We start from the raw sequence: 19,568 nt of genomic DNA, 5'->3' as shown, positions 1-19,568 counted from the left end.
ATGACGACTTCGCAGCGTACGTCCCAGGTGACCGCTCTGATCGCCGACCGTCTCGGCGTGGACCGGGTCGAGACCGACCCGGCCGCGCTGGTCAAGCTCTCCTCGGACTGGTCCCGGATGTCGCCGGTGCTCCAGGAGAAGGTGCCGAGCGGGCGCTATGTCGCGGACGCGATCGTCCGGCCGCGGACCGAGCAGGAGGTCGCCGACGTGCTGGCGGTCGCCTACGAGCACGATGTTCCGGTCGTCCCACGTGGGGCCGGGACCGGCAACTACGGCCAGGCGACCCCGTTCACCGGCGGGATCATCCTCGACCTGCGTGGCCTGGACGCGATCGAGGTGCGGCCCGACGGTGACGTACGGGCAGGGGCCGGTGCCCGGATGACTCGGATCGACAAGGTCGCCCGGGAGTCCGGACGCGACCTCTGGATCTTCCCGTCCACCAAGGGCTCGACGATCGGCGGCTTCATCGGCGGCGGCAGCGCGGGCACCGGGACCATCGAGCACGGCACCACCTCCGACGGCTTCGTGGCGGAGCTGACGGTGGCCCCGATGGACGGCAGCGGCCGGCTGATCACGGTGCAGGGCGAGGAGACGCAGCCCTACATCCACGCCTACGGCGTGACCGGCGTCGTGACCTCGGTGGTCGTCCGCACCGACCCCGCGCGCGACTGGGTCGCGGTCTACGCCGCCTTCGACACCTGGGACGCGATGGTGTCCGTGCACCGCCGGCTGCTCGACCTGCCGGTGCGGCCACGGCTGGCCTCGGGCGACGAGCCCGCGCTGGTCCCGACCCTGACGACCAACGTCGAGCTCGACCCGGCCCAGCACAGCCTGCGGGTGATCGCGGAGGCCTCCACGGTCCCCGAGATCGAGTCGCTCGTGGTGGCGGCCGGGGGCAGCGTACGGGCTGTTCTGGAGGACTATGCCGCGACCGATCTGCTCTCCGGGATGTCCTACAACCATCCGGTCTACTTCCTCCAGCGCGCCCACCGGGACCGGAGCTGGTTCCACATGGAGACCGGGGGCGAGCTCTACTGGAGCGACGCCGACCGGGTGCGGGAGGTCTACGACGGGCCGGTCTGGCTCCACCTGGAGTTGATGGGGAAGGGCCCGCTGGCGATGGTGGTCGCCGAGTACGTCTCCGAGGAGCGGGTCCTCGCCGGGATCCCGCGCTTCGACGAGATCGGCGTCGGCGTGCACTCGCCCCATCAGTGGTACGTCGACCGCAACGTCGAGCTCGTCACCGCCGTCGCGCGCGAGCGCGACCCGAAGGGGCTGCTCAACCAGGGCAAGCTCACCGACCATGCGCTGGTCGACACCCGCGTCAACATCGGAGTCCGCTGATGTCCCATCACGTGCCCAGGTTCGCCGACCTGACCGCCCCCGAGATCGCATCGTTGCCCGAGGACACGGTCGCCGTGCTCGGTCTCGGTGCGATCGAGCAGCACGGACCCCACCTGCCGGTCTCGACCGACTACGTGATCGCCGCCGAGGCGGCCTCGGCCGCGGTGGCTTCCGTGGCCGCGGCCGGGACGGCGTCGGTCGTGCTGCTCGAGCCGCTGGCCTACACGAAGTCCGACGAGCACTCCTGGTCGCCCGGCACGATCTGGCTCTCCTGGGACACGCTGATGCGGGTGCTCGTCGACATCGGCCGCTCGCTGAGCACCTCCGGGATCACCCGGCTGCTCTTCGTCAACGGGCACGGCGGCAACTCAGCGCTCGGGCAGGTCGCCAGCCGTGAGCTGCGCAAGCAGTTCGGGCTCGCGACCTTCTTCGCCCACCTCTCGGTGCCACCCGACCAGGGCGGCTCGTCCTCACGCGCGGACGAGCACGGGCTCGGCATCCATGGCGGCCATGGGGAGACCTCGATGATGCTCCACCTGCGGCCCGAGCTGGTGCACCAGGAGCGAGGCGAGCGGAAGGTGCCCTCGCATCTCACCGGCTACCAACACATCGGGTTCGGCAAGCCGGTCTCCTTCGGCTGGCTCTCCGACGACTTCGGCACCGACGGCTACCTCGGCGACCCGACCACGGCCACCGCCGAGGACGGCAAGGCCCGCTTCGAGGCCGGGGTCGCCACGCTGGCCGAGGTCATCGTCGAGGCCTCCCGCTTCACGCCGTCGGCATGACGCTGCGGATCACCGGAGCGGCTGCCGGGGACCTCTCGGTCGACGGGCCCGACGACGTCCTCGACGCCACCGGCTGCCTGGTCACGCCTGGCCTGGTCAACGCTCACCACCACCTGCTGCAGACTGCGTTCCGCACCCTCCCCGGCACGCGAGGGGTGCCGATGGCGACCTGGCTGCCCACGATGGCCGACGCCTACGACCGGGTCGGGGTGGACGCGTCCTTGACGTACGCCGCGGCGCGGGCGGGACTCGCCGAGTCGCTGCTCTGCGGGGTGACGACGGTGGCCGACCACCACCTGACCTGGCCGGCCGCCCTGAGCCCCGAGGAGACGGTGCCGCTGGCGCAGGGGACCGCCCGGGCGGCAGCGGAGCTGGGCGCCCGCCTGGTCTTCGTCCGCGGCGCTGCCCGGGACGATCCCGAGACTGCGGCGCACAGTGCCGACCTGATCGCCGAGGCGCTGGTCGGGGATGCACCCGGCGGGGTGAGCGCCGACGGGATGCTGCAGGTCGCGGTCGGTCCGGCCGGGGTGCACTCCGACCCGGAGCCGACCTTCCGGCTGATGGCGGAGGTGGCTGCCCGGCGCGGGCTGCGGCGGCGTACGCAGGCAGGCGAGCAGGTCGACGTCGCGATCGCGGCCGAGCGCTACGGCCGGCGCCCGATCGACCTGCTGGAGGAGTGGGGCTGGCTCGCGCCCGACGTGACCCTGGCCCATCTGTGCGGCGTGACGCCGGACGAGATCCGGCGGCTGGCCGGGGCCGGGGTCAGCGCCACCCACGCGCCCGGCTGTGACCTGCCGATGGGCTGGGGGATCGCGCCGGTCGCCGCCCTCCGTGCGGCGGGGGTCGAGGTCGGCCTCGGCACCAGCGGCGGCGGCAGCAACGACGCCGGCCACCTGCTCGCCGACGCCCGGCTCGCGATGCAGGTGGCGCCACTGGTCGGTCCGCCGCTGGCGGCCGCCGACGTGCTCGCGATGGCGACCACCGGCGCCGCCGCCGGGCTCGGCCGCCCAGGGTTGGGGGATGGCCGGGACCTGTGCGTCTGGGACGTCTCCGGGGTCGCCGACGCCGGCGTCCACGATCCGACGGCCGGTCTGCTGTGGGCCTCGCCCGGGCGGCGCCCGAGACACGTGGTCGTCGCCGGTCGGGTCGTCGTACGCGACGGTGTCCTCGTCACCGCAGACGAGCACGAGATCGCCGCGGAGCTGAGGCGGGTCAGCGTCCGCGCTGCTCCTTGACCACCAGCAGCCGGAAGAGCTCGCCGTCGGCGCTCGCCCACCGGTGGCGTACGCCGCCCGGGATGTAGACCGAGTCGGCGGTCCCCATGGTCTGCTCCTCGCCGTCCAGGTCGATCCGGAGCGTCCCGCCCACGACGTAGACGAACTCGTCCTCCTCGTGCTGCCAGTAGCGGTCCCAGGTCGTCTCGTCCCCGGTGAACTCCATCGGGATGAAGGCGTGGTCGGCCCCGGCGACCAGCGCCTGCACCGCGCCGTTGGACGCCTCCGCGGTGCCGGGGTCGGAGCGGCGTACGACCGCCAAGGGACCGGCGGAGGCACTCTCGACGCTGTCGGCGAGCAGGCCCTGCTGGGTGGTGCCCAGGGTCTGGGCGATCCGGAAGAGCGAGGACATCGAGGGGCGCGCCATCCCGCGCTCGATCTGGCTCAGGAACGGGTGCGACAGGTCGGTCGCCTCGGCGAGCTGGACCAGCGTCATCCCCTGCGCCTTGCGAAGCTCCCGCACGCGGGCGCCCAGCCGCAGCACCGAGCGATCCAGGGACTGTCGCGGGTTCCGAGTCACCCGCTCAACCTAGCCGTCGACGGTGGTCCGCGTTCACCGCGTCACGAGGAACTCACGGATCCGTCGTGTGCTGGAAACAACTCATCCGTACCAACACCGTGAAACGGAGTTTCGAACTACTGTCGACAACGGTAGTAGGTTGATGGGCATGACCGTTCCTCCTGTGGTCAGACAGGAACAGCTCATCGACGAGATCGTCCTCCACCTCGCTGACGAGGTCGAGGGCGACTGGTCCACGTTGGTCTTCAACCACCGGAACCTGTCGATGTTCTTCACCGGACGCATCGATGTGCACCGACCTGACGGCAGCCTCGCCCAGGCCCGGCCGCCCGACACCATCCTCGCGCTGACCGACGAGCTCAGACGGGTGATGTACGAGCCCGGTCGCGGCGCCTGGTTCTCCGCGCGCTGGACCATCGCGTGCGAGGGCGGCGAGACGCCCACGACGAACGTCGCGTTCAACTACGACGACGAACCCGTCTGGCGCTGGCCCGCGCACCCGGGTCTGTACGCCCTCGACCTCGAGACCTTCCCGCGTGACGAGGATCGCACCCCTGTCTGGCTTCGGCAGAAGGTCAACGGCGCCCGCCGGACGTTGTAGGAAACGGCCATCCTGAGCCGGCAGCTCCCGTGCGATCCGGGGTGTCGCCGGGTGGTGTCCACTAGGAATTCGACAAGGAATTCATCAGAAGCCTGTCGGAGTCGAGCGGTCACAGCAGCGGGTGCCAGATGAAAGGGTCTGCACCGTGCCACAGGTCTCCCGAATTGCCATCGTCAACCGCGGCGAAGCCGCCATGCGTCTGATCCACGCCGTACGCGACCTCAACGCGCGGGACACGTCCGTTGGGACGATCCGCACCATCGCGCTGCACACCGACGTCGACGCCGGGGCGGCGTTCGTACGTGAGGCCGACGAGGCCTACTTGCTCGGCGCGGCCGCGGATCGCCCCTACCTCGATCTCGCCGTCCTCGAGCAGGCGCTGGTCGCCTCCGGCGCCGACGCCGCCTGGGTCGGCTGGGGCTTCGTCGCCGAGGACCCCGCCTTCGCCGAGCTCTGCGACCGGCTGGGCGTCACCTTCATCGGCCCCAGCGCCGAGGCCATGCGGAAGCTCGGCGACAAGATCGGCTCGAAGCTGATCGCCGAGGAGGTCGGTGTCCCGGTGGCTCCCTGGAGCCGCGGCGGGGTCGACACGCTCGAGGAGGCGCTCGCCAGCGCTGAGGAGATCGGCTACCCGCTGATGCTCAAGGCCACCGCCGGCGGTGGCGGACGCGGCATCCGGAAGGTCACCTCCGGTGCCGAGCTCGCCGAGGCGTACCAGCGCACCCGGGACGAGGCGGAGCGGGCGTTCGGCAGCGGCGTGGTGTTCCTCGAGAAGCTGGTCACCGACGCCCGCCACGTCGAGGTCCAGGTGATCGCCGACGGTCAGGGCACCGCCTGGGCGATCGGCGTACGCGACTGCTCGGTGCAGCGGCGAAACCAGAAGGTCATCGAGGAGTCGTCCTCCCCGCTGCTCTCCGAGGCCCAGGCCGCCGAGCTCAAGGCATCCGCCGAACGGCTCGCCACGGCGGTGGGTTATGCCGGAGCCGGCACCGTCGAGTTCCTCTACCACCCGGGCGAGAGGACGTTCGCCTTCCTCGAGGTCAACACCCGCCTCCAGGTGGAGCACCCCATCACCGAGGTCGTGACCGGCACCGACCTGGTCGCGCTGCAGATCCAGGTCGCGTCCGGCGTGCCGCTGAGCGGTGACCGGCCGGCCGAGCGCGGCCACGCGGTCGAGGCCCGGCTCAACGCCGAGGACCCGGACCGCGACTTCGCGCCCGCGCCGGGCCGGATCAGCCGCCTCGAGTTCCCCGCCGGCCCCGGCATCCGGGTCGACACCGGCGTGGCCGAGGGCGACACCATCCCGGCCGACTTCGACTCGATGATCGCCAAGGTCATCGCCTGGGGCGCCGACCGCGAGCAGGCGCTGGCGCGACTGCGCCGGGCGATGGGCGAGACCACCGTCATCATCGACGGTGGTGCGACCAACAAGAGCTTCATCCTCGACCTCCTCGACCAGCCCGAGGTCACCACCGGCAGCCCGGCCTGGGCCGACACCGGGTGGATCGACCGGGTGCGCGGCGAGGGGCGGCTCCAAGCCGCCCGGCACGCCGGCGTCGCGCTCGTCGCCGCCGCGATCGAGGGGTACGACGAGGCCGAGCGCGGCGAGATCGCCCGCATGCTGCAGACGGCCCAGGGCGGCCGACCCCAGATCCAGCACGATCCTGCCCGCACCATCGAGCTCAAGCTGCGCGGGGCGACGTACGCCCTGACCGTGCGGCAGTCCGGACCGGCGCGCTACCAGGTCACCATCACCGCAGGCGGCGAGCGGCGCACCCTCACCGCCACCCTCGACCGGATCGACGAGGTGCACGGCCGGCTCACCGTCGACGGTCACCGCTACCGGCTGGTGAGCGCCACCCACGGCCCCGTCCATCTGGTCGAGGTCGACGACGTGATGCACCGGGTCAGCCGCGACGAGGGCGGCATGGTCCGCGCTCCCGCGCCGGCGCTGGTCGTGTCCACTCCGCTCGCCGTCGGCGACGAGGTGGCGGCCGGTCACCCCGTGCTGGTGCTCGAGTCGATGAAGATGGAGACCGCGCTGACCGCGCCGTTCACCGGCCGGGTCAAGGAGCTCCTGGTCCGGGTCGGGAGCCAGGTCGAGACCGCGGCGCCGCTGCTGCGCCTGGAGCCGACCGGCGCAGCCGAGGGCGAGCAGGCGAGCACCGCCACCCTGGCCGACCTCGATCTGCCCGCACCCACCACCGAGCCCGGCCGTAGCAACGGCGCGATCGCCGACCTGAGCAGCCTGCTGCTCGGCTACGACGTCGAGGAGGATCAGCGTCCGGCGTTGCTCGCCGCCCATCTGGCCTCCCGCTCCACCGGTGCGCCCGCGGACACCCTGCGCACCGAGATGGACCTGCTGGCGCTGTTCACCGACTTCGCCGAGCTCAGCCGCAACCGCCCGGCCGGTGACGAACCGTCCACCGAGTTGCGCGTGCACAGCTCGCGGGAGTACTTCCACACCTACCTGCGCAGCCTGGACCCCGACCGGGGCGCGCTTCCGGACCACTTCCGCGACAAGCTGCTGCGGGTGCTCGCGCACTACGGGGTCTCCGACCTCGAACGTACGCCGGAGCTCGAGCGTGCGGTGTTCCGCATCTTCCTCGCCCAGCAGCATCCCTCCGACGTCGACGTCGCGATCGGGGTGCTGCAGCGCTGGCTCGGCGACCCGCCGCCGGCGACGGAGGACGCCGCCGCGGTCCGTGCGCTGCTCGAGCGGATGGTGCGTGCCACGCAGCTGCGGTTCGCCGTGGTCGGCGACCTGGCCCGCTCCGTACGGTTCGGCTGGTTCGACCAGCCGCTGGTCGATGACGAGCGCCGCGCGGTGCTGGCGGGCGTGCCGGCCGAGGTCGCCGCCCTGACCGACCCCGACGCGCCCGACCGGGCCGCGCGGATCGACGCGCTGGCGGCTGTCCCCGAGCCACTGGTCGGCTTCCTCCGCGACCGGCTGGTCGAGGGACTTCCCGAGAGCGAGCCGCTGCTGGAGGTGCTGATCCGCCGGCACTACCGCGACTACCACCTGCACGATCTGACCGTCACCAGCGCCGGCACATCCGATGGCGGCGGCCGCCCGGTCGCGCACGCCGAGTACGCCACGGACGAGAAGGGCGCGACCCGCGTGGTGTCCACTATCGGCGACGTCACGGAGCTCGCCCACCCCGACGGTCCGCTCGGTGCCGCCATCACCTCGGCGCTCAGCTCCGACCACGACGACGTCGTCGAGATCTACCTGCGCTGGACCGACGCGCCTACCGATCCGGACCTCGCTTCGACCGAGATCGCCAAGATGCTCGCCGGGCAGGAGTTCGCCCGCCGCGCCCGTCGCGTCTCGGTCGCCGTCTGCCATGCCGCGCCACAGCCGATCGACTACTTCACCTACCGCCACCACGCAGACGGCGCTCCTCACATCCCGACAGCCGAGCTGGTCGAGGACACACTGGTCCGGGGCATGCACCCGATGGTCGGTCGCAGGCTCAACCTGTGGCGCCTCAGCGAGTTCGACGTCACCCGGCTCGCTGCGCCCGACGACGTTCTCCTCTACGAGTGCGTCGCCCGGGCCAACCCGGCCGACCGCCGCCTCGTCGCGGCTGCCCAGGCCCGCCAGCTCGCCGTGGTCCGCGACGACGAGGGCCGCGTGATCGCGCTGCCGCACGTCGAGCGTGCCGTGGAGAACTGCCTCGAGTCGATCCGCCGCGTACGCACCGCCCGGGGCCGCGAGGGCACCAAGCTCGACGTCAACCACGTCTGGGTGACGGTGTGGCCGGTCGTCGAGGCGGATCTCGACCAGATCACCGCGCTGCAGAGCAAGATCACCCCGCTCAGCGAGGGCACCGGGATCGAGGAGGTGCTCGCCGAGGGTCGGATCGCATCGCCGGGTGGCGGCGCCCCGAACCGGCTGGCGATCCGCTTCCACGCCAAGCCGGGCTCGGGGGTCGTGGCAGACGTCATCGAACCGCCCACCGAGCCGCTCGCCCCGTTGGACGACTACGCCGGCAAGGTGCTGCGCGCCCGACGCCGCGGCCTCGTCTACCCCTATGAGCTGCAGAAGGCCCTGGCCGGGAGCGGCACGGTCGTCGAGCACGACCTCGACGCCGAGGGCGTACTCGTTCCCGTCGATCGTGCTCCCGGGCTCAACCGCGCAGGCATGATCGTCGCCGTCGTGACCACGCCGAGCACTCTCTACCCCGAAGGCATCACCCGAGTCGTGCTGTGCGGTGACCCGCTCAAGTCTCTCGGCGCGCTCTCGGAGCCCGAGTGCGCCCGGGTGATCGCGGCCATCGACCTCGCCGAGAAGATGGGTGTTCCGGTCGAGTGGTTCGCGGTCTCTGCCGGTGCCCGGATCTCGATGGAGAGCGGCACCGAGAACATGGACTGGGTCGCGGCCGCGCTGCGCCGGATCGTCCAGTTCACCCAGGCCGGCGGCGAGATCAACATCGTCGTCGCCGGGATCAACGTCGGCGCCCAGCCCTACTGGAACGCCGAAGCGACGATGTTGATGCACACCAAGGGCATCCTCGTGATGACCCCGGACAGCGCGATGGTGCTGACCGGCAAGCAGTCGCTCGACTTCTCCGGCGGTGTGTCCGCCGAGGACAACCACGGCATCGGCGGCTACGACCGGGTGATGGGCCCGAACGGGCAGGCGCAGTACTGGGTGCCCGACCTGGCCGGTGCCTTCCGGGTGCTCATGGCGCACTACGAGCACAGCTACATCGTTCCCGGCGAGGCCGGGCCACGCCGGGCCCCGACGGCCGACCCGATCGACCGCGACGTGTCGTCGTTCCCCCACGCGGGCGACTTCGCATGCGTCGGGGAGATCTTCTCGGCCGAGCACAACCCCGACCGCAAGCGACCCTTCGACATCCGCACCGTGATGCGGGCGCTGGCCGACGCCGACCACGAGATGCTCGAGCGGTGGGCCGGCATGGCCGACGCCGACACCGCCGTGGTCGTCGACACCCGGATCGGCGGCTATCCGGTCAGCCTGGTCGGCATCGAGTCCAAGCCGGTGCCGCGCGCCGGCTTCCCTCCCACCGACGGTCCGGACACCTACACCGCGGGCACCCTGTTCCCGCGGTCGTCGAAGAAGGTCGCGCGCGCGATCAACGCCGCGTCGGGCAACCGGCCGCTGGTGGTGCTCGCCAACCTGTCCGGCTTCGACGGTTCCCCGGAGTCGATGCGCAACCTGCAGCTCGAGTACGGCGCCGAGATCGGCCGCGCGGTCGTCAACTTCGAGGGCCCGATCGTCTTCTGCGTCATCTCCCGCTATCACGGCGGTGCTTTCGTGGTGTTCTCCAAGCACCTGAACCCGTCGATGACGGTGCTCGCGATCGAGGGCTCGTACGCCTCGGTGCTCGGTGGCGCCCCTGCGGCCGCCGTCGTGTTCGCCGCGGAGGTCTCCAAGCGGGCGGCGGCGGACCCGCGGGTCGCCGCGCTCGAGGAGCGGATCGACCACGCCGAGGACGGGGAGCGCGGCGCGCTCGTCGTCGAGCTGGCCGAGCTCCGCGCTCAGCTGCGAGCGGACAAGATCGCCGAGGTCGCGGCCGAGTTCGACGACGTGCACGACATCCACCGCGCCGTCGAGGTCGGCTCGGTCGACGAGGTGATCGCGGCGAGCGACCTGCGGCCCAAGGTGATCGACGTCATCGAGCGAACGTGGGGCAACGGGTGACCGAGCGGGGTCACCACATCTCCGGCTAGATCGCGGGCCCGGGCTCCGGTCCGGTCGCCGGTCCGGAGCCCAGGGAGGCGGTCGTCTCCCTGGGCCGGCCGGCTCCGACCAGAACCTGGAGAACGACCAGCAGGGCGACCACCAGGGCCAGGGACCACCAGAGCCGGTTCATCGAGACGTTGTTGCCCCAGAGCAGGACCACACCGCCCAGCGCCACCACGACGACTCGCACCCAGCCCACGTTGGCGGCGACCCAGCGGCCCGCTGCGCCGACGGGGCCGTCCCCCAAGCGAGAACCGAGGTTCTCGAGACCTCCGCCGATGGTCGTACGTGCCGTGGTGCCGTACCTGTTGGAACCGGCGAACCAGCCGGCGACCACGATCACCAGACCGAGCCACAGCACCACCTGCTGGCCGCGGTCGAGGTAGGTGAGCAGGGTGTCGAAGAAGATCCGGCTCGCCGGCCCGAAATCGGTTCCGGCGAGCGCATTGACGAACATCTGCTCTCCGATGGACAGCACCCATGCCAGGAGCAGGGCGTTGGCGGCGATGACCGCCCCGATCCACACCGCCATCCGGGGCCGGCGGCGGGCCAGCACCAAGGCGCCCAGGAACAGGACCCCGACCACGGGCAGGAGCCACTGGGCCACCGGGTTCGAGAAGGCGTAGATCGTGCGTACCTGCCTGAGCTGGGGGGCGTCCATCAGCACGATCTGACGGTCGGTCTCGGGGATGGGCACGTTCTCGACGATGGTCAGACCCCGGGCGACGAGTCGATCCTTGACTCGTTCGATGACCTCGTCGACGTCGAGCACGAGCTCGTCGCCCTGGAGCGACACGGCACCGGAGTCGTCGCCGTTCAGGATGCGCTGGAGGCTCTGCTGGGCTCTGGTGTTGGCCAGGACCCAGATGTCGGCGAACTCGTCGGAGGCGATGAACGCGCGGACCTCGCGCTCCACCAGGCCGTTGATGGCCGCGGCGAGGGGCGCCACGAGCTGCTCCAGGCGCGGTCTGTCCGCGATCACGCCGGCGAACGCGGTGTTGAGGATCGCCTCGACGTCGACCTGCTTCTGGATCGCCGCGGTGACCCGGGTCGCGATCACGTCCTGCACCTCGGGTGACTCCACCAGAGGGCCGACGGTCTCGACGTACCGCTCGGCGTCGTTCAAGGTGCGCTGCCCCCAGTAGGCCACCGCGGCCGGCGTCATCAGCAACCCCGCCAGTACCAGGCAGATCACCGCCGCGATCGAACGGCCTCGCGAGGGGCGGTCCGCGGTGGTGGTCTCGGGGTCGTCGGTTGCGGACATGCCTGACATGGCACTCCTTCGGTGGTCTTGGGAGCGGCTTCGAACGAGGCCAGTGCCCAGGCTGTCCGGCGGGTCCGTCCGAGACATCACCCGGAACGGACGAACCCGTGTCCCGCCGCCCGAGCCGGTCGTTCGGTGACCAGGTCAGCGGGTGATGTCGCGACCGTGCACCGTCAGCGCCCAGATGACGAAGACGTCGACCGCGATGATCAGCGTCGACCAGAACGGGGAGTAGGGGAGGAACGCGAAGTTCGCGCAGGCACTCAGCACGGCCAGGATGACTCCGACCGTGCGACCCCAGACCCTGCCGTTGAGCACGGCGAAGCCCGCCAGCACGACGACCAGTCCGAGCACCAGGTGGATCCAGCCCCAGGTGGTGGCGTCGAACTGGAGGAGGTAGTCGGGGGTCGTGACGTAGAACTCGTTCTCGAAGATGCCGACGAGGCCGGCGAAGGCCTGGAAGCTGCCGACCATGATCATCATCACGCCGGCGAACATGATGAAGCCGGTCGCCCAACCGCTGGGCGGCGGTTCCTGCGCCTGCCAGTTGCTGGGCGGCGGCGGTTCCTCCGCCTGCCAGGTGGTTCGTTCGTTCGGTGTGGTCTCTTCGGTCATGACGGAATGCTCCTTGCCTGTGCCGCCGACCACGAGGGTTCGAAGTCGGGCCGGGAAGTGAACGGATGATCTCAATCTGGTCGGCGGGACCACTCGGCGAATCATTCTCATTGTGTGAAACGGGACGGTGTCGAAGCGGTTGTGCCCACAAGTCATCCGGCAGGGGTGAGACGTCGGGCTTCTCGGATCTCTAGCGTTCGAATGGTGGAAGTCGGTGGCGAAGCCACGCGAACGGCTGCCGGGCTCGACGAGGTCCTGCTGGACGTCAAGCTCTCGGTTCCCGAGCTGCCGCTCAGCCTGGTGAGCAGGGCCCCTCTGATCGAGGCGGCCCGGAGCAGCTGCGCACCGGCGGTCGGAGTCACCGCGCCCGCCGGCTACGGCAAGTCCACCCTCCTGGCGCAGTGGGCACAGTCCGAGGACCGCCCCGTCGGTTGGGTGTCGCTCGACCGCCTGGACGACGATCCCAGCGCTCTCCTCGTGCTGCTCGCCTCGGCGTACGCGCGGGCCGTGCCGGATCAGCAGGGCGTGGTTGCGGAGGTGAGCGGTCTGGCCGTCTCGCCGTTGGGACGCGCCGCACCGCGCCTGGCCGCAGCCCTCAGCCGCAGTCCGGAACCTTTCGTGCTGATGGTGGATGACCTGCACGAGCTGCACTCCTCGGCCTGCCGCGACGTGCTGAGCGTCATCGTCTCCGGTGTCCCGGTCGGCTCGCAGCTGGTCTCGGCGAGCCGGGTCGAGGAGCCGCATCTGGCTCGGCTGCGCGCCTCCGGCGCGGTCCTGGACGTGCTGCGGTCCGACCTGGCGCTGGACGTGGCGGGTGCCGAGCAGATCTTCGCCGCGGCGCAGGTACCCCTCACCCATGACCGGGCAGTGGTGGTGACCGAGCGGACGGAGGGCTGGGCGGCCGGCCTGTACCTGGCGGCGACGATCGCTCGGGACACCAGGCAGGACGTGTCGAGCATCTCCGGCGACGACCGGTACGTGGCCGACTACCTCTACCGGGAGTCGCTGAGCGGGCTGGACGAGGCGACGCAGCGGTTCCTGCGGCGTACCGCTGTGCTGGACCGGCTGTGTGGCTCGCTGTGCGATGCGCTCTCGGGGGATACCGACGGTCAGGACCAGCTCCTCGCGCTCGAGGGATCCAACTCGTTCCTGCTCCCGCTCGACCGACGGCGGGAGTGGTACCGCTATCACCCGCTGTATCGGGAGTTCCTGCTCGGCGAGCTTCGTCGGGTCGAACCCGAGGTCGTCGCGAAGCTGCACCTGCGGGCCGCCGACTGGTTCGAGGCCAACGAGTCCTCGGCGATGGCCCTCGAGCACCTGTTGAACACGCCCGAGCGTGATCGGTGCGTCCAGATCGCGACGCAGCTGGTGCTGCCGACCTACAGCGCCGGCCAGCTGTCGACCGTGGGGCGATGGCTGTCCGCGCTCGGTGACTCGGCCGTCGAGGACCATCCTCCCCTGGCCGTGCTGGCCGCGTGGATGGGCGTTTGGGGCGGCGACCCCTTGCGAGCGCAACGATGGGCCGCCGTGGCAGAGGCCGCGGAGTACGACTGGGTGCCGATGGACGGCACCGCCTCGTTCGAGTCCGCGCGTGCCATGCTGCGTGCCGCCATGTGCCCGACGGGACCTGCGGCGATGATGCGTGACGCCGACCTCGCCATGGCCCAGGAACCGCCGTGGAGCCCCTGGCGCGACACGGCCCTGACCGGTGCTGCCGAGGCGCATCTGCTCCTGGGCGACGTCGAACGGGCCGCCGCCCTGTTCACCGAGAGCGCCACCGTCGGAGCCGAGGTCGGCAACACCGACACCATCGTCAACGCTCACGCGGAGCTCGCGCTGCTGGCGATGGAACGTGGCAGCTGGGACGAGGCGGCCGAGAGCGTGGCCATCGCCCTCGCCGTCGTCGAGGAGCATCGTACGTACGACTACGCGGTGAGCGTCCTCGCGTTCGCGGCCGCTGCCCGTCTCGGGATGCATGACGGGAATCTCGCTGAGACGGACCGGCAGCTGACCAGGGCCATGCGTGCACGTCCGTCCTGCACGTACGTCCTGCCGTACCTGGCCGTGCGTGGCCGCCTCCAGCTCGCCGGGGTGCTCTGGGCACGCGGCGACCAGACGTCCGCCCGGCACCTGCTGCGCGAGATCGACGACGTGCTGCAGCGCCGACCGGACCTCGGGGTGCTGGTCGACCAGGTCGCGAGGCTGCGCGCCAGGATCAGCTCGACCGAACGCGTCACCGCGGGAAGGCCGCCCCTGAGCCCGGCCGAGCTGCGCCTGCTGCCCTACCTCCAGACCCACCTCACGATCGGCGAGATCGGCGAGCGACTGTTCGTCTCCCGCAACACCGTCAGCTCCCAGGTCGCCTCGATCTACCGGAAGCTGGGCGTCTCCTCGCGCAGCGATGCGGTCCGGCAGGTCATCTCGATCGGGCTCCTCGGCTCCTAGCGGTGCGCCCCGGGAGTCCTGCAACGTGTGCACGGTGGCAGGGTCAGGAGCCCTTGTCACGGAATATGTCGGAGAGCGGGTCTGCCTCGAAGTAGGCGGTCTTGATCTTCAGCCACCGGCCGCTGAGGACCATTTCCCTCAGGGCTTCGTCGATGTGTTCCTTGCGCTGGTCGCCAGAGCGGATCACGAACCCGATCGGGGCGTCGTCGACCTGGTAGACGATCGGCTCTTCCAGGGCTACGGGGGCGCTCTTGATGATCGACTGAGCGTACGGTGCGCCATGAAACATCGCGTCCGCTTCGCCTCGCTCGATCAGCTCGACGGCAGCGCCCACGTTCGGGGCCCTGATGATCTCGACGTCGTGGTACTTCTCTTCGAGGTAGGCCGCTTGGATGGCACCGTCGACAACCGCAATCCTCTTCCCGTTGACGTCACGGCGAGTCCGAATGGTCGATCCCTCGGGGGTGAGGAAGGCAACGTATGTCGAGAAGTACGGCGCGCTGAAGTCGAACTCCCGTTCCAGCTCTGACGTCTGGGTGACCTCGGCCCCGATCATGTCGATCTTGCCCGCCCGCAGGGCCGGGAAGAGCTCGTTGAAGTCCATCGGCACGAACTCGGCCTCGACGCCCATGCCGTCGGCAACGCTGCGCGCCATCTCGTAGTCGAAGCCCCTGGTTGCGCCGTCGCTCTGGTAGTAGACGGGTTCGGTGCTCTCGACACCGATCCGAAGGGTCCTGCTGCCGACCGCGGCGCTCGCCTTGTCGGTGGCGGATGGTGTGGGGTGCGAGAAGTGTCCGCTGAAGGCGATTACTCCCAGGAGGGCCACTGCGCCGGCGACGACCAGCTTGATCTGACTCATGTGGGGGTCCTGTTGCTGGGGGCGGTGGCACCTGGCTTGGCTGGCCTGCGGGCCCGAGCGTTAAGGCATGAGTCAGACAACAGGACCCGACCGTCATGCGGAGCATGGCTCGACGAACACGGCGCCAACGAGCGATGAACCCCTGGGTGCCGCAGCGGCCGGCTCCGCATTCGCCTCACGTGCTCGTGTGCGTGCAAGGCTGGGGGAGTGGCCAACCGACTCGTGTCTGCAACCTCGCCGTACCTGCTCCAGCACGCTCAGAACCCGGTGGACTGGTGGGAGTGGGGGAGCGACGCGTTCGACGAGGCGAGGGGGCGGGACGTACCTGTCCTGCTCTCGGTGGGGTACGCCGCCTGTCACTGGTGCCACGTGATGGCCCACGAGTCGTTCGAGGACGAGACGACGGCGGCGTACATGAACGGGCACTTCGTGAACATCAAGGTCGACCGGGAGGAGCGGCCGGACGTGGACGCGGTCTACATGGCGGCGACGACGGCGATGACCGGGTCCGGCGGGTGGCCGATGACGGTGGTGCTCGACCACGACGGCAACCCGTTCTTCGCGGGCACCTACTTCCCGGACCAGCCGCGCCACGGGCAGCCGGCGTTCACGCAGGTGCTGCAGGCGCTCTCGGAGGCGTGGACGCAGCGGCGCTCGGAGATCGGGGCGGTGGCGGAGAACGTACGCCAGCACCTGGCCGCCATCTCCGGGGCGGCCGGAGCGGCGGGCGACTGGCAGGTGGACGTCGATGCCGCGGTCGAGACGCTGGCGGGGGAGTTCGACCCGATGGCGGGCGGATTCGGGGGTGCCCCGAAGTTTCCGCCGTCGATGGTGCTGGAGTTCCTGCGCCGGGTCGCGGAGACCGGCTCGCGGGTTCCGCACATGCTCTCGCGGACCGTCGCCGCCATGGCCGGCGGCGGGATCTACGACCAGGTCGGGGGCGGGTTCGCGCGCTATGCCGTCGACCGCGGCTGGGTCGTTCCGCACTTCGAGAAGATGCTCTACGACAACGCGCAGCTGGTCGGCCTCTACGCCCGGCTCGGGACCGAGCTCGGCGACCGGGTCGCGCGGGAGAGCGCCGACTGGATGATCCGCGAGCTCGGCACCGCCGAGGGCGGGTTCGCCTCCGCGCTCGACGCCGACAGCGAGGGGGTCGAGGGGAAGTTCTACGCCTGGACCCCGGGCCAGCTCGTCGATGTCCTCGGTGCCGACGACGGCGCCTGGGCCGCGGAGGTCTTCGAGGTGACCGAGGCGGGCACCTTCGAAGAAGGGGCCTCGACGCTGCAGCTGCGGCACCGGCCCGACGACACCGAGCGGCTCGAGTCGGTCAAGGCGCGGCTCCTCGCCGCGCGCGAGCAGCGAGTACGTCCGGCCCGCGACGACAAGGTCGTCGCGGCGTGGAACGGGCTGGCGATCAGCGGGCTGGTCGACGCCGGGCTGCTGCTGGGCGAGCCGCGGTACGTCGAGGCCGCGGTCGCGGCGGGCGAGCTGTTGGCGGGAACGCACTGTGTTGGCCTCGACACGCCTCCGCCTAGCGGCTCCGGCGGCTCGACCAGCGACGTACGCCTCCTCCGCGTCAGCCGCGATGGCAGGGCAGGAGCGCACGTGGGCGTGCTCGAGGACTACGGCTGCGTCGCGTCGGGGTTCCTCGCACTGACCCAGGCGACCGGCGACTCGACCTGGCTGGACCGGGCGACGAGCCTGATCGACACCGCGCTGGCCCACTTCCGCGCGGAGGACGGCGGTTTCTACGACACCGCCGACGACGCGGAGGCGCTGGTCACCCGCCCGCGGGATCCCTCCGACAACGCCAGCCCCGGCGGCACCAGTGCGATGGTCCATGCGCTCGTCACCGCCCATGCCCTCACCGGCGAGGGGAGCTACCGCACCGCCGCCGAGGAGGCGCTCGCCGCCACGAGCACCCTGATGGCCAAGGCGCCCCGGTTCGCCGGCTGGTCGCTGGCAGCGGCGGCCACCATGAAGGACGGGCCGCTCGAGATCGCGGTCGTCGGCCCGCCGGGACCCGACCGTGACGCACTCGAGGCCGCCGCCCGGCGCAGGCCAGGCGCCGTGGTCGTCGTCGCCGACGGGGCCCGCGACGACATCCCGCTGCTGAGCGGTCGGACTTCCGTGGACGGGAGGGCGGCGGCGTACGTCTGTCGGGGTTTCGTCTGCGAACGACCCGTCACCTCACCGGGAGACCTGGCGCAGACCCATACCTGATCGAGGGCAACTATGTGGTGATCGCCTATGTCGGCGCGCGCGTAGAAGTGTAACTTCGGTCACATGAAGGTCGATGTGGTGGCGTTCCTGGAGCTGCTGGCCGGGGATGCCGCGGAGGCCGACTTCGAGGGGCCGTCACAGGCCGCGCGCACGGCGGGAGCGGCCGCCGAGGAGCTGGAGCGGATCGACTACGCCAAGAGGCTCGCGCTGCAGGTCAGGGCGACCCTGGAGGCGCGCCGTCGGCGTGAGGGCGAGCTGGGGGCGCTGTTCGAGTCGGCCAACGACCTGGCGATGCTGACCAATCTCGAGGCGGTGCTGCAGGCGATCGTGACCCGGGCGAGGCAGCTGCTCAGCAGCGACGTCGCCTACCTGACCCTCAACGACGAGCGTCGTGGCGAGTACATGCGGGTGACCGAGGGCATCCTGACCGCGGCCTTCCGCTCCACCCGGATCCCCTACGGCATCGGGCTCGGCGGCCTCGTCGCCCAGACCACCAAGCCCTACTCGACCGCCGACTACATTCCCGACGGGCGGTTCCGGCACGCACCCGACATCGACGCCGCGGTGAGCGGCGAGGGCATCCGGGCCATCATCGGCGTGCCGCTCCTGCTCGGCGCCCAGGTCATCGGCGTCCTCTTCGCGGCCAATCGCACCGTACGTCCTTTCGGCACCGAGGCGAGCGCCCTGCTCGTCTCCCTCGCCGCCCACGCCGCGATCGCCGTCGACAAGGCCCGGCTGCTGGAGGAGACCCGCGCCGCGGTCGCCGAGCTCGAGGTCACCACGCGCAAGCTGCAGACCCGCAACGAGACCGTCGAGCGCGCCGCCGACGCCCACGACCGGCTCACCCGGATCGTCGTCGAGGGCGGCGGCGTCGACGACGTCGTACGCAGCGTCGCCGAGGTCCTCGGCGCCCGGGTGGTGGTGCTGGACCTGAACGGCGAGACCATCGCGAGCAGCGCCCCGGACCAGCCGGTCTCCGACTACGAGGCGGCCGTGACCAGGCGCAGCCTCGACCTGAGCCGCACCGCCGGGAGTGGCGACATCTACGCCACCCCGGTCCTGGCCGGCGCCGAGCAGCTCGGCTCGATGCTCCTCGGCCCGCGCGAGGTCGACCGCGACGACGGCGATCTGGACGACGGCGACCAGCGGATCCTGGAGCGTGCGGCGTTGGTGACGGCGCTGCTGCTGCTCTTCCGCCGCAGCGTCGCGGAGGCCGAGGGACGGGTGCGGGGTGAGCTACTCGACGAGCTCCTCTCCGGCACCACCCCCGATCCGGAGACGCTGCGCGAGCGCGGCCGGCTGCTGCAGGCCGACCTGTCCCGGGACTATGCCGTCGTGGTCGCCGACGTTCCCGGCGACCGGGCCCGGGTCGGCCAGGCGGCGACGTTCGTCGCGGCCACCCACGACGGGTTCGCAGCGGTGCGCCAGGGGCAGGTCGTGCTGATCTTCCCCGACTGTGACGCCCGCTCCGCCGGCGAGCTGGTCGTCGAGGGGCTGCGGCTCTCGGCGGGTGCGCCGGTGACGGTCGGTGCCGCCGGTCCGGTGCCGGGACCGCTGAGCAGCCCCGGCGCCGTGGTGAAGGGCTACGACGAGGCCCGCCGCTGCCTGGCGGCCGCGATGACCCTGGGTCGCGAGGGCCAGGTGGTCACCGCCGAGGACCTCGGCTTCGTGGGGCTGCTGCTCGGTTCCGACGGCGACCCGGCGGCGTACGTCACCTCGCGGCTGGGTCCGGTGATCGACTACGACACCGCGAAGGGCTCGAAGCTGGTCGAGACCCTGCGGGCCTACTTCGCAGCCGACCGCAACCTCACCCGCACCGCGGGCGCGCTGCACGTGCACGTCAACACCGTCACCCAGCGCCTGGAGCGAGTCACCCGGCTGCTGGGCAAGGGCTGGCAGGAGCCGGAGCGCCAGCTCGAGGT

12 protein-coding genes are annotated in these 19,568 nt (G+C 71.1%); 8 read left to right on the top strand and 4 right to left on the bottom strand.

What is annotated here, in order from left to right; translation table 11 throughout:
• Genes ACFU7D_RS00060 through ACFU7D_RS00050 form a run of 3 tightly spaced genes read left to right on the top strand, consistent with a single transcriptional unit; the run spans position 1 to position 3,364 of the window.
• A complete protein-coding gene (locus ACFU7D_RS00060) occupies positions 1 to 1,344 on the top strand; it encodes an FAD-binding oxidoreductase (RefSeq protein ID WP_378861654.1) in 1,344 nt (447 codons plus the stop codon).
• Positions 1,344 to 2,129: a creatininase family protein gene (locus ACFU7D_RS00055; RefSeq protein WP_378861651.1), complete on the top strand. Its 786-nt coding sequence runs from the start codon at positions 1,344 to 1,346 to the stop codon at positions 2,127 to 2,129. The genes ACFU7D_RS00060 and ACFU7D_RS00055 overlap by 1 nt, the downstream gene beginning before the upstream one ends.
• Positions 2,126 to 3,364, top strand: a complete 1,239-nt coding sequence (locus ACFU7D_RS00050; RefSeq protein ID WP_378861648.1) for an amidohydrolase family protein — start codon at positions 2,126 to 2,128, stop codon at positions 3,362 to 3,364. Before ACFU7D_RS00055 ends, ACFU7D_RS00050 begins: the two co-directional genes overlap by 4 nt.
• Here ACFU7D_RS00050 and ACFU7D_RS00045 read toward each other — a convergent pair.
• Complete coding sequence (locus ACFU7D_RS00045) at positions 3,342 to 3,923, bottom strand: XRE family transcriptional regulator (RefSeq protein WP_378727241.1); 582 nt, start codon at positions 3,921 to 3,923, stop codon at positions 3,342 to 3,344. The genes ACFU7D_RS00050 and ACFU7D_RS00045 overlap by 23 nt on opposite strands.
• A 148-nt stretch (positions 3,924 to 4,071) precedes the next feature.
• Here ACFU7D_RS00045 and ACFU7D_RS00040 point away from each other — a divergent pair, with 148 nt between their 5' ends.
• Together ACFU7D_RS00040 and ACFU7D_RS00035 are read left to right on the top strand one after the other, a co-directional pair.
• Entirely contained in the window at positions 4,072 to 4,524 is a 453-nt protein-coding gene (locus tag ACFU7D_RS00040; RefSeq protein WP_378727239.1) for an agglutinin cell wall attachment protein, read from the top strand.
• 121 nt (positions 4,525 to 4,645) lie between these two features.
• Positions 4,646 to 10,198 (top strand): carboxyl transferase domain-containing protein, encoded by a 5,553-nt coding sequence (locus ACFU7D_RS00035; protein ID WP_378861645.1) that lies wholly within the window; start codon positions 4,646 to 4,648, stop codon positions 10,196 to 10,198.
• 25 nt (positions 10,199 to 10,223) lie between these two features.
• On the opposite strand, the gene ACFU7D_RS00030 is transcribed toward ACFU7D_RS00035, so the two are convergent.
• Together ACFU7D_RS00030 and ACFU7D_RS00025 are read right to left on the bottom strand one after the other, a co-directional pair.
• On the bottom strand, positions 10,224 to 11,504 hold the full coding sequence (locus ACFU7D_RS00030) for a hypothetical protein (RefSeq protein ID WP_378861640.1): 1,281 nt from the start codon (positions 11,502 to 11,504) through the stop codon (positions 10,224 to 10,226).
• A gap of 144 nt (positions 11,505 to 11,648) precedes the next feature.
• Positions 11,649 to 12,119 carry a hypothetical protein gene (locus ACFU7D_RS00025; protein WP_378861637.1) on the bottom strand — a complete coding sequence of 157 codons (471 nt, stop codon included), beginning with the start codon at positions 12,117 to 12,119 and terminating at the stop codon, positions 11,649 to 11,651.
• A gap of 204 nt (positions 12,120 to 12,323) precedes the next feature.
• Here ACFU7D_RS00025 and ACFU7D_RS00020 point away from each other — a divergent pair, with 204 nt between their 5' ends.
• Positions 12,324 to 14,564 (top strand): LuxR C-terminal-related transcriptional regulator, encoded by a 2,241-nt coding sequence (locus tag ACFU7D_RS00020; RefSeq protein WP_378861634.1) that lies wholly within the window; start codon positions 12,324 to 12,326, stop codon positions 14,562 to 14,564.
• A 43-nt stretch (positions 14,565 to 14,607) separates the two neighbouring features.
• On the opposite strand, the gene ACFU7D_RS00015 is transcribed toward ACFU7D_RS00020, so the two are convergent.
• Positions 14,608 to 15,423, bottom strand: coding sequence for a substrate-binding periplasmic protein (locus ACFU7D_RS00015; protein WP_378861631.1), 816 nt, complete (start codon positions 15,421 to 15,423; stop codon positions 14,608 to 14,610).
• A 222-nt stretch (positions 15,424 to 15,645) separates the two neighbouring features.
• On the opposite strand from ACFU7D_RS00015, the gene ACFU7D_RS00010 reads away from it, so the two are divergent.
• Both ACFU7D_RS00010 and ACFU7D_RS00005 read left to right on the top strand, forming a co-directional pair.
• Positions 15,646 to 17,646: a thioredoxin domain-containing protein gene (locus ACFU7D_RS00010; protein ID WP_378861628.1), complete on the top strand. Its 2,001-nt coding sequence runs from the start codon at positions 15,646 to 15,648 to the stop codon at positions 17,644 to 17,646.
• A 63-nt stretch (positions 17,647 to 17,709) separates the two neighbouring features.
• Positions 17,710 to 19,568 (top strand): helix-turn-helix domain-containing protein (locus ACFU7D_RS00005; RefSeq protein WP_378861625.1); only part of this gene is annotated, 1,859 nt, incomplete at its 3' end.

It is taken from the genome of Nocardioides sp. NPDC057577 (assembly GCF_042801335.1).
Taxonomy (GTDB): domain Bacteria; phylum Actinomycetota; class Actinomycetes; order Propionibacteriales; family Nocardioidaceae; genus Nocardioides.
Note: the sequence above shows the minus strand (reverse complement) of the source record. Positions and strands in the feature narration are given on the sequence as shown.

Coding starts and splice junctions, on each gene's coding strand:
- ACFU7D_RS00060 (WP_378861654.1), top strand. CDS start 1: ATGACGACTTCGCAGCGTACGTCCCAGGTGACCGCTCTGATCGCCGAC.
- ACFU7D_RS00015 (WP_378861631.1), bottom strand. CDS start 15,423: ATGAGTCAGATCAAGCTGGTCGTCGCCGGCGCAGTGGCCCTCCTGGGA.
- ACFU7D_RS00030 (WP_378861640.1), bottom strand. CDS start 11,504: ATGTCCGCAACCGACGACCCCGAGACCACCACCGCGGACCGCCCCTCG.
- ACFU7D_RS00050 (WP_378861648.1), top strand. CDS start 2,126: ATGACGCTGCGGATCACCGGAGCGGCTGCCGGGGACCTCTCGGTCGAC.
- ACFU7D_RS00040 (WP_378727239.1), top strand. CDS start 4,072: ATGACCGTTCCTCCTGTGGTCAGACAGGAACAGCTCATCGACGAGATC.
- ACFU7D_RS00025 (WP_378861637.1), bottom strand. CDS start 12,119: ATGACCGAAGAGACCACACCGAACGAACGAACCACCTGGCAGGCGGAG.
- ACFU7D_RS00055 (WP_378861651.1), top strand. CDS start 1,344: ATGTCCCATCACGTGCCCAGGTTCGCCGACCTGACCGCCCCCGAGATC.